Genomic DNA, 16,435 nt, shown 5'->3' with positions numbered 1-16,435 from the left:
TGCCGGCGAGATTCGGCTTGCAAGCCGCGAATCCATGGGAACTATCCTTCGCGCCGTCGTCGCGACGCTGCTTGTTGCCGGCGCGGGTGCGCTGGTCACGTTGGCGGTCGTGCTCACCCTCAGTCGGAACGCCATGGTCGTCAACGGGTGCGCGATTCAGTCGGCATTTGCCGAGTCGTGGCTCCGGGAACCCACTCTCTGTCCCGGCGTTGACCTGCGCGGCGCCGATCTTGCCGGCGTGCATCTTCAGAAGGCGGATCTTGCTGGTGCGAATCTCTCCGGCGCGGACCTTCGGGGTGCGAACTTGCGGCTGGCGATTCTCGTCGATGCCGACCTAAGCGAGGCGCGGCTGGATGGGGCCGACCTGACCGGCATTGCGGCGCATCGCTCGCGCTTCGTCGGCGCGTCGCTTGCGGGCGCGCAGATGGTGTGGGCGGAGCTGCGGGACGCCACGCTCACCGACGTGCACATGGCGGGGGTCGAGGCGCGTTCGATCCAGCTGCAAGGTGTCACGGCCGCGAGAGCCGTCGTTACCGATGCGAACCTGACGCGGGCGTCGTTCACCAACGCCAAGCTGCCCGGCGCCGATTTCACAGGCTCGGTGCTGGCAAACGCGCGGCTGTTCGGCAGCGACTTTCGCGGCGCCACCCTCACCCGCGCGAACCTGACCCAGGCCACGATCCGCGACGCCGCCCTCTCCCAGGTTCGCCTCGACGGCGCCCGCCTTTACGGCGCCGAGATCACCCGCACCGACCTAACGGGCGCGGACCTCAGCGAGGCCAACCTGCGTTTCGTCGACTTCACCGAGTCCAACCTCTCCGGGTATGCCACGGTTGGGCGCAGCGCCGATCTCCGCGGGTCCGACTTGCTGGCGGCAACGCTCGACCGCGCCGACCTCTCCCACGCCACGCTGGCCGGCACGTATCTGTATGGCGCTGGGCTTCGCGGGACGAACCTGCGCCATGCGGACTTCACGGGCGCCACCTTGCACTTCGCCGATCTGCCCAATGCCGACTTGAGCTTCGCCAAGCTCAGCCGCGCGGATCTGGGACGGGCGCTGCTTGCCGGCGCCAGCTTGCGGGGCGCGATTCTGACGAATGCCGATCTCCGGGCCGCCAACCTCAGCGGCGCCGATCTGACCGACGCCTCGCTCGCCGGTGTGGACCTCGCTGGCGCCAATCTTGACCGCGCAATCCTCCCGAAAGGCTTTGTGTTGCCGGATGCAGCCGCGACTCCCGGAACCGCGGCGCGTTGACGGCCTTCGCTCGCCTGCCTAGCATCGGGTGTGACCGTCAGGCGTGAGCATCCGGCGCCTGGCGGTAGACAGGACGAATGGCCGGTGAAAATTCGGGCAAAGACGCTGACGTGACCGCTCGCCTCTCCGGCATTGGGCGCATGCCCGGCAGCGCGCGGTTCCTCGTGGGCTCGGTGATTCTCGTTGGCGTTGCCCTTGCGCTCCTCCGGATCGTGTACGCCCCGGGTGAAGAGGCGCTGCTTGCCAGCATCGAGGCTGCCCGGGAAGCCGAAGAGCGCGCCAGGGCCGGCTCGAGCGTGGCGGCGCCCCCGACCCCAACAGCGGCTGTGGTGATAACCGAGGCGGCGTCCTCCGCGGCGACCGCCGCGGTGACTGCGACCGAAGCGGCTGCGGGCGAGGCTACTCCGGGCCAGCCCACCGCGACCGCCGCCTCTGCAACTCCGGAACCGACAGTTGAGGTCACCGACCTCGCCGTCGGAGAAACGGCCGTCTCGGACACGAATCTCCATATCACCCTGGTCGACCTATACACCGTGCCGTCCATCCCACAGTATTTCGGGCGCGATTTCATGCCCACGAACGGCGTGTACGTCATCGTGGTGGCGAGGTTCAAGAATCCCACGTCGGCGCTCATCCAGTATTCGCCCGAACGGGTGAATCTCATCGACGACAGCGGCGCCAGCTTCGGCTATGACGACGCGGGCACAAACGGACTTTCCACCACTCCCAAGCCTGCCAACGAAGGCCGACCGCTGATGTTTGCCGAGTCATTGCTGCCCGGCAGCGAGGAGACGGTGTCCATTGTGTTCGACCTCGAATCCGCCGCCGCCGAGTTTCGCGTCCAGATAGAGGATCTGATCTACAAGGCGCCGGTTCGCGAAGTCGAGCTGTGACCGAAACCTGGGATCGCCGGCGCATGTCGATGAGCGCCGAGTGAGGAGGCACGCCTGATGCCCAACGGCAACCCATCCGTCCACAACCCAGACGGCGTGCATCCACCCATCGGCGCCTATTCCCACGTGGCGCAGGCTGCGGGCGGCCGCACCCTTTACCTCGCGGGGCAAGTTGGACTCGACGCGGACGGAAGCCTCACCGGTGACGGCGGCGCGCATGCGCAAACGCTCGAAACGTTCCGCAACATCGGGCGACTGCTCGAGAGCGCCGGCGCGTCCTGGGCAAACGTCGTGCAGTTCACCACCTACGTCGTCGGACGCGACGCCGTTCAACCCTTCCTGGACGCGCGACGCGAGGCCTTCGCCAAGTGCTACCCCGAGGGCGCCTACCCGCCCAACACGCTGCTGATCATTCCGGGACTCGTGCGCGAAGACTTGCTGGTCGAGATAACCGCCATCGCGGTGGTCGACTAAGCCAACTACCGCCGGTCTTTCGAGCGCGGCCCGGGCGCCGTCGTCTCAGCTTGCCGGCGGCGCCAGTTCTTCGGCTTCAGCGGCTTCGCCCTCCGCCCCGGCTTCCGCCTCGCCCTGCTCCACCGCCTTCAGGCGTTCGTTGGTGACCACCATCAGCTTGCAGTGCGCCGCGCCGTCCGACATGCGCGCCGCGTACATCGCCGTCATGTCGAATTGCTCGAAAAAGGCCGCGTCGTAGACGTTGCTCACGTCGCACACCGGGTGCGCGTCGCCCGACTTGAGTCCATAGGGACACTCGAACAGCTCGACAATGGCCGACTCGGGCGCCTTCTGTCGCACCGTGATGTGCTCGCTGCCGACCAGTTGGCGCCGCTGACGCACCCACGCGGCCACCAGCTCCAGGACGTCGGGGTCTTCGTCGCCCTCGGCGGCGGTCACGGCGTCGGCGCGCGCCTGCGCGCGCAGCGCCTCTTCCGCCTGTTCGCGAAACGCCGAATCAGTCTCCAGCGCCTTCATGATGATCAGGCGCATGAACCCGCCAAGCTGATTTCGGAGCCCGGGCTCGGGCACCTTGCCGATGCCGACCGAAGGCGCGGCTTCGGGCGACGCTGCCGGCTCCGCCGGGGCCGCCGGCACGGGCGGCTCGGGAAGGGCTTCCCGCGGTGGCGGCAGCACAGGCGCCGCCGGGTGCAGGTCGGGCGGCCGTTCCGGCTCGCCGATGTCCGGCGCAAAGGCCTCCAGCCGCGCTGGAGGTTTGTCGGGCGTGGCCGCTGGCCCCGGCGCCTCCGGCGCTTCCACGGCGCCGTTCTCCGACGCGGAGACCCCGTTGGCGGAAAACGTCTCCGATATGGCCAGCGCCATCGCGTCCGCGGCGTCCGGGGCGAACGACGGCATGCGCGGTCCCTTGGATTCCCCGTTCGCCGCCGCGCCGTTTTCGGTGGTCAAGTCCGGCGGCGGGAGGGCCGGCGTCGACGACGACTCCCGTCCACTTACCGCGTCCACCGCGCCCTGCACGTCCGAGACCACCTCGTTGCGAATGTCCTTGACCTCGTCGGCGGTCTCCTGGACCGTCTGGCCGAGCTCGCGGCGAATCTCCGCCAGCTCGCTGCGGGTGGCGTCCGCCTCCTTCCGCAGCTCGCTCATCTCCTCCTGGATAAAGGCGAACTCTTCGGCGAACTCGCGTCGGAACTCCCGCGACATGTCGCGCAGCTTCCGCACCCAGCGACCGACGTGGCGCATGGCGATGGGCAGCCGCTCGGGGCCCAGGACGATGAGCGCGACCATGATGATCGCGATGAATTCTTCGAGGCCGACGCCGAACATAAAGCTGGCCTAGTGCGTCGCGCGGGCTTCGCGGTGAAGCAGGAATTCCATCCTAGGGGTCATTGGGCTCGCGGACAAGAGTTGATGCTACGCCGCGGCCGACACCGCGCGAGCCCGCAAGGCGTCCCGCACCGCCGCGCCGCACTCCGCGGTGGTGGCGTCGCCGCCGAGATCCGGCGTCAACACGCCGGAGGCCGTCACGTCGCCCAGCGCGCCCATCACCAGCTCGGCTTCCTCCGGATGGCCAAGGTGCTCCACCATCATCGAGGTGGCCCAAATCGTCGCGATCGGGGACGCGATGCCCTGGCCCGCGATGTCTGGCGCCGACCCATGCACCGGCTCGAACATGGGCGGATGCGCGCCCTCGGGATTGATATTGGCGCTCGCCGGCACGCCCAAGCTCCCCATCAGCGCGCCGCCGATGTCCGACAGAATGTCGCCAAAGAGGTTCGAGGCCACCAGCACGTCAAACGTCTCCGGGCTGCTCACCATCCGCGCCGCCGCCGCGTCCACCAGGTTCCGGTCGGTGGTGATGCCGGGATAGTCGGCGGCCACTTCCTCGAAAACCTCGTCCCAGAACACCGGCGCGAACTGCAGCGCGTTGGACTTGGTCACGTTGGTCACGTGGCGTCGCCCCAAACGCTGGGTCATCTCAAACGCATAGCGAATGATGCGCTCCACACCCTCACGGGTGAAGACCGTGGTTTGCAGCGCCACCTCGTACGACGACCCCTGGTGAACGCGCCCGCCGCATCCCGCGTATTCGCCCTCCGAGTTTTCCCGCACGCACAGCAGGTCGAAATCGCCTGGCCCCTTTCCCGCCAGCGGGGTCGGCAGGCCGGGCAGCAGGCGCGCCGGACGCAGGTTGACGTAGAGCTCGAACCCTTGCCGAACCCGCAGCACCCCCTGGTGCTGGGAAATCTCGTCCGGCACCACATCCGGTAGCCCGCAGGCCCCGTACAGGATGGCGTCGAAGCCGTCCAGAATGTCGAGCGCGTCGTCCGGCATGTACTGGCCGTGCTCCAGGTAGTAGTCGCAGCTCCAGGGGAACTCTTGCATGTCCCACCGCATGGCTCCGGTGGTCTGGGCCAGCGTGTCGAGGACGAGTTGCCCTTCGCGGACCACGTCGACGCCGATGCCGTCACCGGGAAGCAGGGCGATGCGGTGCGTGCTCATAGCAGTTGGATGTAAGTGGAGTCGCGCTGGCGAGTATACGGAGGCAAATCAAGCGACCGATCCGGAATACCAGCCAATTACAGTCCGTCATTCCCGCGAAGGCGGCAATCCACCCCTCGCTGGATTTGGGGGCTGGTGGGATTCCTCCGACCGTCCTTCGTCCGACCGGATCTTGAAAAGGTCTCCGGAGGCGGGAATCTAGCCCCGGCATGCCTGCCGACGGGCAGTCTGCCCGCTACCCCTCGCCCCGGCACCGCTCCACGAATGCCCCGATGGCGCCCGCCACGTCTTCGGCCGCCTCCGCCTGCACGTAATGCCCCACGTCGTGGATGAGGTGGAGCTCGGAGTTCGGGATCAGCCGGCGGAATTGGCGCGCCACGTGGGGAGCGAGGTACGGATCGCGCCCGCCCCACACGATCAGCGTGCGGCACTGCAACTGCGCCAGCATGTCCAGGCGCCGTTGGTTGGCATTGATCTGGGCCGGAAGCTCATCGTTGATCCGGTGCAGCGCACGGCGGGCGAACGCAGACGTCGAAATCGTCTCGCAGAGCGTGCGGGTCAACGCGTCGGACAGGGGAGTTTGCGCCGCCCAGACGCGACCGATTTGCCAGCGATAGAGACGGTCGAAGAGCACTGTCCGCAAGGCGCCGATTGCGAGCTGCAGCACGCCGCCGACGATCGGCGCGTGCAGGACCTTCAGCACCGGCGGCATGCGGGCCGAGTTCCAGCCGTAGTAGGTGTTCAGCAGCACCAGGCCGCGAGTCCGCCCGGGATTCGCCGCCGCCCAACGAATCGCCGCAGGCCCCGACATCTCGTGCCCCACCAGCACGACATCCTCCAGGCCTCGCGCCTCGATGAACTGGGCCACGGTGCGGTCGACCGTATCGAAGCTGAACGCCAGCCCCTCATTGGGTTCCGAGAAGCCCCAGCCGAGCAGGTCGGGAGCAACCGTGTGCGCCGATTCCGCCAGCAGCAGTTGCAGGCGGCCGTAGATGCGCGAATCGGTGGCCAAGCCGTGGAGCAGCACGATGGTTGGCCGGCCCTCCCCCGCTTCGCGGTAGTGGCAGACGCCCGAGGGCAGCGCGATGCGCTTGCCGGTCGGGGTCGGCCAGTGATCATCCACTGGGTTCACGCGGGGGCGCGCCGCAACGCCTGCAGCGCCCACAACCACTCGCCGACGCCCCACGCTTGGGCAAACGCGCCGTCCGACGCGTATGGAGACTCCGGCTGGAAAATTTCGCTGACCGTGCCGATCGCTCCTTCAGCCAGGTGCCGTTCCAAGCCGCCTTCGATCCATTCCAGATCGCGCTGCGTCCGACCGAGGGCCACGGCTGCGCGCACGTACATGCCGAGCAACCAGCTCCACACGGGTCCTTGATGATAGGCGCCGTCGCGCCGGACCGGGTCCCCGCCATACTCGCGCCGATAGGCGGCATCGGAGGGTGACAGGCTGCGCAGGCCCACGGGCGTGACCAGGTCCCGTTCCACCACCTCCAGCGCCGACTCGGCGCGGGCCGCCGGCAGCAAGTTCGGACCCACCGCCAATGCGAGGACCTGATTGGGCCGGATGGCCGGATCGTCACCCGACGGCCCATCCACCACGTCGTAGAGGCAGCCGGTTTCAGGATTCCAGAACCGCCGCGCGAACGATGCCGCTGCCTGGTCCGCGAGCTTTCGGGTATCGCCCGCGTCCCACTGCAGGTTTTCGAACGCGCGGGCGGCAAACGTCAGTCCGCGCCACCACAGCGCATTGATCTCCACCGGCTTGCCGCGCCGCGGCGTGACCACCCAATCGCCGACTTTGGCGTCCATCCAGGTGAGCTGCAGACCCTCGGCCCCCTGGGTGATCAGACCGTCCTCCGGGTCCATCTGGATCCCGTGGCGCGTGCCGCGAACGTGCCAGTCCACGACGTCCAGCACGGCGGTTCCCAGGCCCTCAAGAATTTCCGTGTCGCCCGTGGCGTCCACATAGGCCTCGAGGGCGTGGAGGAACCACAGCGCCGCGTCGACCGAGATGTACTCCGGGGCATCGCCGGCATCCGGCCAGCGGTTCGGCACCATGCCCCGGTCCACGAAGCTTGCGTACGCCACCAAAACGGCTCGCGCCACGTCGGCCCGTCCCGTCGCCAGGCACAGGCCGGGGAGGGCGATAAACGTATCGCGTCCCCAATCGCCGAACCACGGATAGCCGGCAATCACCGTGTTCGGCAGCGCGGCGTGCGCCGGCCCGCCGCGCCGCACCAGGACTTGGTCCGCGGCCAGCCGCAGCTGGGCTTCGAGATCGCTCCTGCACCCCTCCACCAACTCGGCGGCGCGCCGGTCCGTGGCGGCCGGTTCGCGCTCGACGTCGCCGACGTCCTCCGGCTCTCCCGCGGCCAGCACCAGCGAAGCGGCGTCCCCGGGCTCGATGGTCGTGCGAAAGACGCCCGGCGTGAACGCGTCTTCGTGATCGTCGAAGCCCCGCCCCCGCTCGATCGCACGCGCCAGATTCCAGTGCCAGTCCGGCGCCGCATGAAACTCCCAGCCGCTGTGGTCCACGACGAGCGGCGGCGCGTCACCCGAATTCATCACTGCGCGGGCGTCCGGGACCTGTGTGAGTTCGACCTGACGCGGTCCGGTGACCAGTTGATGAAACCAGCGCAGCGACACCAGGGGCTGCCACTCCAACTCGACCGGCGCCTCGCCGTCGTTGCGATAGCGAATCACCGTCTGGTTGGCGCCGTACGGCATCCACAGGTCGCTTCGCAGCGTCTGGCCGGCAACGTTCCAGGTCCAATTCGGTCGACTTCCGACCAGCTCGAATCCGGTCAGGTGGCGGTAGCCGTCCGGGTGGACCGTGCCGTCCAGGTACTCGTGCGTGGTGAGCCAATAGCGCTCGTCGCCCACGGTGGCCTGGACCTGGGCGCCGGCCACCAACACCCAGCGGGCGTTGGGCGGGGGAGCCGCGGCGACGAGCAATCCGTGATAGCGGCGCGTGGCGGGCCCGCCCACCGTGCCTGCGGCATAGCCGCCGAGGCCGTTCGTTACGAGCCACTCGCGCTCACGCAGGGGATCGAGCTGCTGTCCGAAGAGGGACGCAGCCAGGTGGAGGTTGGGAACCTGCGGCGGGGAGGACACGGCGCTCCCCATCTACACGTCGGCGGGGTGCGAGTATACGCGGCGGCGACTCCCCGCCTCCCTATAATCCGGCAACCTTATGTCGTCTCCGCCAGCGTCGCCTGCTCGGCGTCCGCCCGCCCCCTTTGTCATCGCGATCGGCCTCACCGGCGGTCTGATCAGCGGGCTGGTGGGCGTCGGCGGCGGCATCGTCATGGTGCCCCTGATGGTCGCGATCCTGGCCATGACCCAGCACCGCGCACATGGCACCTCGCTGGCCATGATCGTGCCGATTGCCATCAGCGCCGTGATTCCCTACTGGATCGCGCACGGCATGGACTGGCTCGTCGTGGCCTCGCTGGCCGGCACGTCGGTCGGGTTTGCGGTGGTGGGCGCGCGCCTCACCAAGCATCTGAACGCCACGGTCCTCCGGCGCGGATTCGCCGTGCTCCTCATGCTCACGGCGATTCGGCTGCTGCTCTCGGCCCAAAGCGCCGCCATGTTCGGGCAAATGGAAGGGATTCAACTCATCGTCGCGGCGCTGATCGCCGGCACGGTCACCGGGTTGGTGGCCGGGACGATGGGCGTGGGTGGCGGCATCGTCATGGTTCCCGCCATGGTCATCGTGATGGGCATCGAGCAGCACGTCGCCCAGGGCATCTCGCTGGCCGTCATCGTTCCGACCGCGATCTCGGGAGCCGCGCAGCACTTTCGCCAGGGCAACGTCGATTTCCGCTGGGCCCTCTATATCGCCGCCGGGGGCATCGTGGGCGGCGCCGTGGGCGCGCAGTTTGCCCAGTTCATTCCCGCGTTCGGCTTGCGCATCTTGTTTGCCGTGTTTGCGCTCTACTCGGCGCAGCGCATGGTTGGCGTCCAGGGATGGCTGCTGCAGCGCATCCGCGCGGCGCGCTCGACCGCGTCGTGATTCGGCCGCGGCGGTTCCGGACGAGTCCCTGATGGCCGGATTCCTCGACGGCGCCCTGGTGCTGGACTTCACGCGGGTGCTGGCCGGGCCGTTCTGCACCATGACGCTCGCCGATCTGGGCGCGCGCGTGATCAAGATCGAAAGCCCCGAGGGCGATGAAGCCCGCGGCATGGGACCCTTCGTCGACGGGCACAGCCTCTACTTCGCCAGCATCAACCGCGGCAAGGAGAGCGTGGCGCTCAACCTCAAGCACCCGCGGGCGGTCGAATTGGCGCTCGGGCTCGCCGCGCGCGCCGACGTGCTCGTCGAAAACTACCGGCCCGGCACGCTCGAACGGCTTGGGCTCGGCTTCGACGCGGTCAAAGAGCGAAACGCCGACATCGTCTATGTCTCCGTCTCCGGCTTCGGCCAGGTCGGCCCCTACCGTGATCGCGGGGCCTATGACGTCATCATCCAGGCCATGGGCGGTCTGATGGGGATTACCGGGCCCGCCGGCGGCGGGCCCACGCGCGTGGGCGCTTCCTTGGGCGACATCGTTCCCGCCCTCTACGCGGCCATTGCGGTGCTGGCCGCGTTGCAACGCCGCGAACGCACCGGAGAGGGCTGCCACGTCGATCTCGGGATGATGGACGCCCTGGTCGCGGTGGTTGAAAACGCCATGGCGCGCTACTGGGTCAGCGGCGAGGACCCCGGACCCATCGGCAACCGGCATCCGGCCATTGCGCCCTTCAGCACCTTTGCGACGGCTGACGGACAGATCGTGATCGCCTGCGGCAACGACGCGCTCTGGCGACGCCTGTGCACCGCGCTCGGCGCGCCTGCTCTGGCGGACGACGCGCGATTCACCACCAACGCCCTCCGCGCCGAGCGCGCCGAAGAGCTGGCCGAATCCTTGGAAGACGTGCTGCGGGCGCATGGGACGGATCATTGGCTGGAAATCCTGCTCGAGGCCGGAATCCCCTGTGCGAAAGTCAACCGCATGTCGGACCTCTTGAACGATCCCCACTTGCGCGCCCGCGACATGATCGTGGAGATGGACCAGCCGCACATCGGTCGGCTGCCGGTGCCCGGCGCCCCCATCAAGGCCTCGGGCGTGGAGACCGACCTCGGCGATCCGTCGCCCGCCTGGGGCGCGCACACCCGTGCCGTGCTGGGCGAACTGCTCGACGTTGACTCGACCGAGCTCGATCGCCTCGCGCAGGAAGGCGCCATAGGCGTCCCCGAACCCCAGTCGCCATGACGATTGAGATTGCAGCCGACGGATCTCATCGGGTGACCATCGACACCCCGATCGAGATCAGGCGCGCCGCGCCCGAGGATCTCGAGCCCATGAGCGAGCTGTGGGGTCCCGAGCGACGGATCGCCCAGCGGCGCGTGCTGCGACGGTACTTCGACGAGCAGCGCCAGAACGTCCAATCCGGCCTTGTGGCGACATTCAATGGGGCGCTCGTCGCGCAGCTGTGGATCCGGCATCGGCATCTCGACCGCGGCATCGCGGACGGGCGGCGGGCGGTGTATCTGCATACGCTCATCGTGGCGCAGTCATTCCGACGCCTGGGCATTGCCGAGGCCTTGACCCGCGCCGCCTCGGGCGAAGCCGAGGCGCGCGGCGCCGACGTGCTCACAATTGGCGTCGACGGTCCCAACGCCTACGCACGGCGCTTGTATGAGAAGTGGGGCTTCAAGGCCTACCACGCGACCACCGACCTGCGTGGCGAGCTCGTCTTTCTGCGCCGGCGAAGTTACGGCGCAGAGCCGGACGCGGGACCCTAAATGCTAAGCTCGCCGCGGTTCATTCGGCTCGTATCCGGAAGCTCCTTGCACGCCGCCGTGCGTGCTTACCGCGCCTAGGACCCGCCCGTGCAGGCCTTCTTTCAAGGCTCGTATGTAGATTTCGACGACGCCAAGGTGAGCGTCATGACGCATGCGCTCAACTACGGTACCGGCGTGTTCGAAGGCATCCGCGGCTACTGGAATGAAGACGACGAACAGATGTACCTGTTCCGCGCGCCTGAGCATTTCCAGCGCATGCGGCAGTCCGCCAAGATCCTGCGCATGGCGATCCCACACTCTGACGATGAGCTGGTTGAAATCGCGCGGACGCTGGTGCGGTCGGGCGACTTTCAGGAAGACGTGTACGTGCGGCCGCTCGTCTACAAGTCGGCGTGCCAAATTGGCTTGAGCATGGTTCGCCAGACTGAGAACGGCCCGGCGCTCATCGACGACGAGTTCACCATGTTCGTCGTGCCGTTTGGGCCCTACCTGGACGTCGAGCGGCCCATTCGCTGCACGATCGCCTCGTGGCGGCGGATCAATGACAACATGATCCCGGCCCGGGGCAAGGTGAGCGGGTTGTACGTCAACTCGGCGATGGCCAAGACCGAGGCGGTCGAGACGGGTTTCGACGAGGGCATCATGCTCACCGAGGACGGCCACGTGAGTGAAGGAACCGCCGAGAACGTGTTCCTCGTGCGTAATGGCGTCCTGGTCACGCCCTCCGTGAGCGACGACATCCTCGAGGGCGTGACACGGCGTACGGTCATCCAGATCGCGCGCGACGAGCTTCAGATCGACACCATTGAGCGCAGCGTCGACCGCACCGAGCTTTACATCGCCGACGAGCTGTTCCTGGTCGGCACCGGCGCGCAGATCTCGCCGGTGCGCGAGGTTGATGGGCGCGTGATCGGTGACGGCGGCATCGGTCCCGTCACGCGCGCGCTCCAGGACTTATACTTTGACATCGTGCGCGGCGGAAACGCCCGCTATCGATCGTGGTGTGCGCCGGTCTATCCGGTTCCGGCGGCGCAGACCTAGCAGGGGGGCAAGGAGGTCATCGTCTGAGTTCGCGGACCCTCCGCACGGCCACTCGCCCATTCGTTTCACCCACCCTTCGTTCAGTCGCTGCCACTGCGCTGGCGTTCCATGGCTGCGCCGACCGCTGACCCCGCGCCCCACGAGGCGCCGGCAGCGCTCCAGGCGCAGATGGGCGTTCGGTTCGCCAACCCCGCCCTCCTGCGGCAGGCGCTGGTGCATCGCTCGCTCATCAACGAAGCCGACTTGGCGCCAACCGACTCCAACGAGCGGCTGGAGTTCCTGGGCGACGCCGTTCTTGGCCTCGTGACGACCGAGCTGCTGTACCAGCGTCATCCCGACTATGACGAAGGGGAGCTCACCCGGGCTCGCGCCTCGCTCGTCAATCTGAACGCTGCGGCCGGCTTCGCCAAGACGCTTGGCCTTGGGGCGCATCTGATGCTCGGGCGCGGCGCCGAAATGACCGGCGCCCGCAAGCGCTCCTCGGTGCTCGGTCGCGCCTTCGAGGCCCTGGTCGGCGCCGTCTATCTCGACGCCGGTCTGGAAGCGGCACGGGACTTCATCACTCCCTTCGTCAGCGATGCGCTTGGCGCGCGCGGTCGCGCCGGTCCGCAGAAGGACTACAAGACCCAGTTGCAGGAGCGGCTGCACGTCGAGCGTGCGGCCACCCCGGTCTACGAGCTCGTCGACGCGAGCGGGCCGGACCATGACCGCCGCTTCCGCATGGCCGTCACGGTCGACGACGAGCAGTTGGCGCAAGGCGAAGGATCGAGCAAGCAGCGGGCCGAGCAGGACGCGGCGCGCGCGGCGCTGCGTCTGTTGAACGGGAGCGGCTGAGCGGTGCACCTGCGACGCATTGAATTACAAGGCTTCAAAACCTTTTCGCGGCGCACCGTCGTCGAGCTGCCGCACGGAGTGACAGCCGTGGTCGGACCAAACGGGTCCGGCAAGAGCAACCTCGCCGACGCCATTCGCTGGGCGCTCGGGGAACAGACGCTGCGAACCCTGCGCGTCCGCCGGTCCGAGGAAATGATCTTCGGCGGCACCGCGTCGCGCCCGCGCACCGGCATGGCCGAGGTATTGCTGGTATTCGACAACGCCGACGCCTGGCTGCCCACGCCATACGCCGAAGTCGTCATCGGTCGCCGGCTGTTTCGGTCCGGAGAGAGCGAATACACCCTCAACGGCGCACGAGTGCGTCTCCGCGACATTGTCGACCTGATGAGCGCGGGCGGGATCGGGGCCGGTGGAGCCTCGATCGTGAGCCAGGGACAGATCGACGCCACGCTGCGGCAGCGCCCTGAGGAGCGGCGTAGCTTCCTCGAAGAGGTGGCGGGCATTGGCCGATTTCAGGCCCGCCGCGACCAGGCCGAGCGGCGACTCGCCGGGACGCGCCGAAACTTGGAGCGACTGCGCGATCTTGTGGCCGAAATCGAGCCTGGCCTTGAGACTCTCCGGCGCCAGGCCGAGATTGCCGAGCACGGCCGGGAGCTCGAATCCGAGCTGCGGGCCGCGCGCATCGCGCTGCTGCGGCACCGGCTTGACGCCGTCGGTCGACAGATCGCCGAAGCCGAGGAGCGCGAGCAAGCCGTGGCGCGGCGCATGGCGGCGCTCACGGCAACTCCCGCCGCCGAGCTGCGACGGCAAGCGTCGGCGGCCGATCTGGACGCGCAGCGCCATGACGACGAGCTACGCCGGCGCCGCGCGGACGAAACCGCGGCCGCCGGTGCCCTGGGCGCCCTGGAGGCTCGGCAGCACCAGTTGCGCGAACGCCTGGTGCATCTGGAGGCGCGCGCCGCCGACGTACCCGCGCGCGCCCAGGCCCTCGGCGCCCGCCAGGCGGCGCTCAAGGCCGAAGCCACCCAGGAGGACCGCACGCACCACGAGCTGGCGCAGCGCGTCGAATGCCGCGCCGAGCGACTGGAACGCCTTGCCGCGGCGTTGGCCGATGCGCGAGCCGCAGCCGACGCCAGGCACGCACAGGCAAGCAAGCTGGCGGAACTCACGGCCCGCGACGCGATGGTGCGCGAGCGCGCCGATCAGCTGACGAGTGAGCAATCCCGCCTTGCCGGCGACCAGTCCAGCCTGGCGCACGCCCAACATGCGGCGGACCAGGAGGCTGTGGCGAGCACCCAGCGTGCGGCGGCCGCGCGGCGACGCGTCGAGCAAGCCGCTGCCGACGACCAGGCGGCAGAAGCCGAGGCCGGCGCCGCACATGCGGCCCAGCAAGCGCGGGCCAGCGACCTTGCGGCCGCCGAGCGTCTGCTGGCCGACCGCGCCGGCCGGCTGGATACCCTCCACGCCGAGCGGCGCGCCCTGCTGACCGCCCAGGCGTCACAGCGGGAAGCCGGGCCGACCGACGCGACGCTGCGCAAGCGAGTGCCCGGCGTCCTGGGCCGGCTTCGCGAGTTGCTGCCGGACGCGCTCACGCGCAACGAGCCGCTGCTCGAGGCCGCGTTGTCCGATGTGCTCAACGACTGGATGATTCGCGATCGCGCCGACCTTTCGGCCGCCGTCGCCGCCATTCGGGCGCTTGACCTCGCCCCGGCGCGCCTGCGTCTCCTCGAGGCCTCCGGAGCACCGGAGATCTCGGACGACGTGCGGACGGACCCCAACGTGCTCGGCAGCCTCGACGCCTACGTGAAGGTTGGCGACGACAGGCTCCGCCGTCTCCTGCGGCGGATCGTCGTCGTGACCGATCTCGATGCGGCGCTGCGCGTGCGTGCAGCTCACGCCGCCAACGGTCCGCTGCCCATGATCGTCGCGCTCGCGGGCGCCGCCATCGACGCGGACGGGTCAATTCGGATCGGCGCAACGGAAGCCACCGCCGATCCCATCGCCGAACGGCTGGCGAGCATTGGCGAGGCCATCGCGCAAGCGGGCCGGGATCGCGACCAGTCGGCGCGGGCGCTGGAATCGGCATCGGAAGCGGCGCGGGCAGCCATCGCGCGAGCCGATGCCGCGCGCAAATCCCGCGCAGAGCGAACCGCCGCGCACGCCGCGGCGCGCGAAGCGCTCACCGTGGCCGCGGTGGCGACGGAACGCCTCTCGGCCCGGGCAGCCTCGCTGGCGGAGCGGCATGCCGACGCTGCGGCGCGTCTCGCCGCCCTGGACGCCGAGCTCAAGCGCCTGGCGGACGAGCGCGCGGATGTCGAGCGTGCGCGCGACGCGCTGCCGACGCAGTCAAGCTTGGCGGTTCAAGGCCAACCCGACCTCGCTGCATTGGAGCGCGAGCACGCGGCGGCGGCCGCGGATCAGCGCGCCGACACGGCCCGCGTGGCTGAGCTCCGCGCCCGGCGCGTGACGCGCGCCGCATCGCTGCAGGAAGTGACCGCCGAGCGTGAGCACGTGACGGCGCTCGCTGACGAGATCGCCGCCACCCGCACCGCCACGCGCCAGCAGCGCGAGGCGGTTGGCGCCGAGCACGACGCAGCCGTCGCGGCCGCCGAGGCCGCGCGTGAGGCCTCGCGGGCCGCGGAGCGTCAGCTGCTTGAGGTCCGCCTGACCGCGCAGCGTCTCCACCTGCAGGCCGCGCAGCGGGCGGACGAAGAGCGGCGCGTGGGTGAGGACCTCACCGCGGCCCAGCGCGAGACGGAGCGGCTGGCCGAGCGGCAGACCGAGTTGCGGCGCGCCGCTCGCGACGATCTGGGTCTCGCGGACCTGACGCCGAAGCGTCTCGACGAGCCGCTCGGGCGCGTCGAGCGGCGGGCCGCCGACTTGCGGCGGGACCTCGCGGAGCTGGGTCCGCTGAATCCGCTGGCGCCCGAGGCATATCGCGAGCAGCAGGCGCGCGTCGACGATGCGCGGTCGCAGATCGCCGATCTCGAGGGTGCCGAGGCGAACCTGCGGGCCCTCACGGCCCGCCTGCAGCGGGAGCTGCACAGTCAATTCGTCACGACCTTCGACGAAATCAACGCCCACTTCAGCCGCCTCTTCCGCGAGCTCTTCGGCGGCGGCTCGGCCACCATGGCGCTCACGACCCCCGATGACGTCGAGACCACGGGCGTTGAATTCCACGTCAAGCTCCCCGGCCGCCGTAAGCAGGAGCTGGCCGCCCTCTCCGGCGGCGAGCGCGCCCTCGTGGCCGCGGCGCTGATCATGGCCCTGCTGCATGTGCGGCAGAGTCCGTTCTGCGTGCTCGACGAGGTCGACGCCGCGCTCGACGATGCCAACGTCGCGCGTTTCTGCCGGCAGCTCCACAAGCTTGCCGATCACAGCCAACTCCTCGTGATCACGCACAATGCCATCACGGTCGAGTCGGCGGCTGCGATCTACGGAGTGACCATGCACGAGGACGGCGTTTCAGACCTGCTCTCGCTGTCGCTGAACGGCGCCGCGGCAAATGGCGTGAACGGTCGGCAGTCCGCGAACGGTCACCATGCCGCGAATGGCCAGACAGCCTCCGCGAAAGCGCCGTCCCTCACCTAGCCGGCGCAGGAACGAACATGACCGGGCGTAGCCCGAGCCGGAGATGGGCTGCTC

The 16,435-nt window shown here is 69.0% G+C and carries 13 protein-coding genes; 9 read left to right on the top strand and 4 right to left on the bottom strand.

Annotation, left to right across the window (positions count from 1 at the left end; translation table 11 throughout):
- Positions 1–34: 34 nt before the first annotated feature.
- The 3 genes from OXG33_00605 (at position 35) to OXG33_00595 (ending at position 2,622) form a co-directional block, all read left to right on the top strand.
- Positions 35–1,255 (top strand): pentapeptide repeat-containing protein, encoded by a 1,221-nt coding sequence (locus OXG33_00605; GenBank protein ID MCY4112428.1) that lies wholly within the window; start codon positions 35–37, stop codon positions 1,253–1,255.
- Between the two features lie 110 nt (positions 1,256–1,365).
- On the top strand, positions 1,366–2,148 hold the full coding sequence (locus OXG33_00600) for a hypothetical protein (protein ID MCY4112427.1): 783 nt from the start codon (positions 1,366–1,368) through the stop codon (positions 2,146–2,148).
- A gap of 57 nt (positions 2,149–2,205) precedes the next feature.
- A complete protein-coding gene (locus tag OXG33_00595) occupies positions 2,206–2,622 on the top strand; it encodes a RidA family protein (protein ID MCY4112426.1) in 417 nt (138 codons plus the stop codon).
- 45 nt (positions 2,623–2,667) lie between these two features.
- Here OXG33_00595 and tatB read toward each other — a convergent pair whose 3' ends face one another.
- The 4 genes from tatB to OXG33_00575 all read right to left on the bottom strand — a co-directional run bounded on the left by tatB (position 2,668) and on the right by OXG33_00575 (position 8,238).
- Positions 2,668–3,945, bottom strand: a complete 1,278-nt coding sequence (gene tatB / locus OXG33_00590) for a Sec-independent protein translocase protein TatB (GenBank protein MCY4112425.1) — start codon at positions 3,943–3,945, stop codon at positions 2,668–2,670.
- Between the two features lie 87 nt (positions 3,946–4,032).
- Positions 4,033–5,121: a tartrate dehydrogenase gene (locus tag OXG33_00585; protein MCY4112424.1), complete on the bottom strand. Its 1,089-nt coding sequence runs from the start codon at positions 5,119–5,121 to the stop codon at positions 4,033–4,035.
- 235 nt (positions 5,122–5,356) lie between these two features.
- A complete protein-coding gene (locus OXG33_00580; protein MCY4112423.1) occupies positions 5,357–6,253 on the bottom strand; it encodes an alpha/beta hydrolase in 897 nt (298 codons plus the stop codon).
- Complete coding sequence (locus tag OXG33_00575; GenBank protein MCY4112422.1) at positions 6,250–8,238, bottom strand: glycogen debranching enzyme N-terminal domain-containing protein; 1,989 nt, start codon at positions 8,236–8,238, stop codon at positions 6,250–6,252. The genes OXG33_00580 and OXG33_00575 overlap by 4 nt, the downstream gene beginning before the upstream one ends.
- 79 nt (positions 8,239–8,317) lie before the next feature.
- Between OXG33_00575 and OXG33_00570 the strand changes: the two genes are divergently transcribed.
- The 6 genes from OXG33_00570 (at position 8,318) to smc (ending at position 16,381) form a co-directional block, all read left to right on the top strand.
- Complete coding sequence (locus OXG33_00570; GenBank protein ID MCY4112421.1) at positions 8,318–9,142, top strand: sulfite exporter TauE/SafE family protein; 825 nt, start codon at positions 8,318–8,320, stop codon at positions 9,140–9,142.
- Positions 9,143–9,173: 31 nt separating this feature from the next.
- On the top strand, positions 9,174–10,382 hold the full coding sequence (locus tag OXG33_00565) for a CoA transferase (GenBank protein ID MCY4112420.1): 1,209 nt from the start codon (positions 9,174–9,176) through the stop codon (positions 10,380–10,382).
- Between the two features lie 32 nt (positions 10,383–10,414).
- Positions 10,415–10,915: a GNAT family N-acetyltransferase gene (locus tag OXG33_00560; GenBank protein ID MCY4112419.1), complete on the top strand. Its 501-nt coding sequence runs from the start codon at positions 10,415–10,417 to the stop codon at positions 10,913–10,915.
- Between the two features lie 87 nt (positions 10,916–11,002).
- Positions 11,003–11,956, top strand: coding sequence for a branched-chain amino acid transaminase (locus tag OXG33_00555; GenBank protein MCY4112418.1), 954 nt, complete (start codon positions 11,003–11,005; stop codon positions 11,954–11,956).
- A gap of 108 nt (positions 11,957–12,064) precedes the next feature.
- The gene (gene rnc / locus OXG33_00550; GenBank protein MCY4112417.1) at positions 12,065–12,790 is read left to right on the top strand and encodes a ribonuclease III; all 726 of its coding nucleotides are present in this window, start codon (positions 12,065–12,067) and stop codon (positions 12,788–12,790) included.
- 3 nt (positions 12,791–12,793) lie between these two features.
- The gene (smc, locus tag OXG33_00545) at positions 12,794–16,381 is read left to right on the top strand and encodes a chromosome segregation protein SMC (protein ID MCY4112416.1); all 3,588 of its coding nucleotides are present in this window, start codon (positions 12,794–12,796) and stop codon (positions 16,379–16,381) included.
- Positions 16,382–16,435: the final 54 nt, after the last annotated feature.

Source organism: Chloroflexota bacterium (assembly GCA_026708035.1).
Classification (GTDB): Bacteria; Chloroflexota; UBA11872; order UBA11872; family UBA11872; genus JAJECS01.
This window is presented reverse-complemented; position numbering and strand designations above follow the sequence as displayed.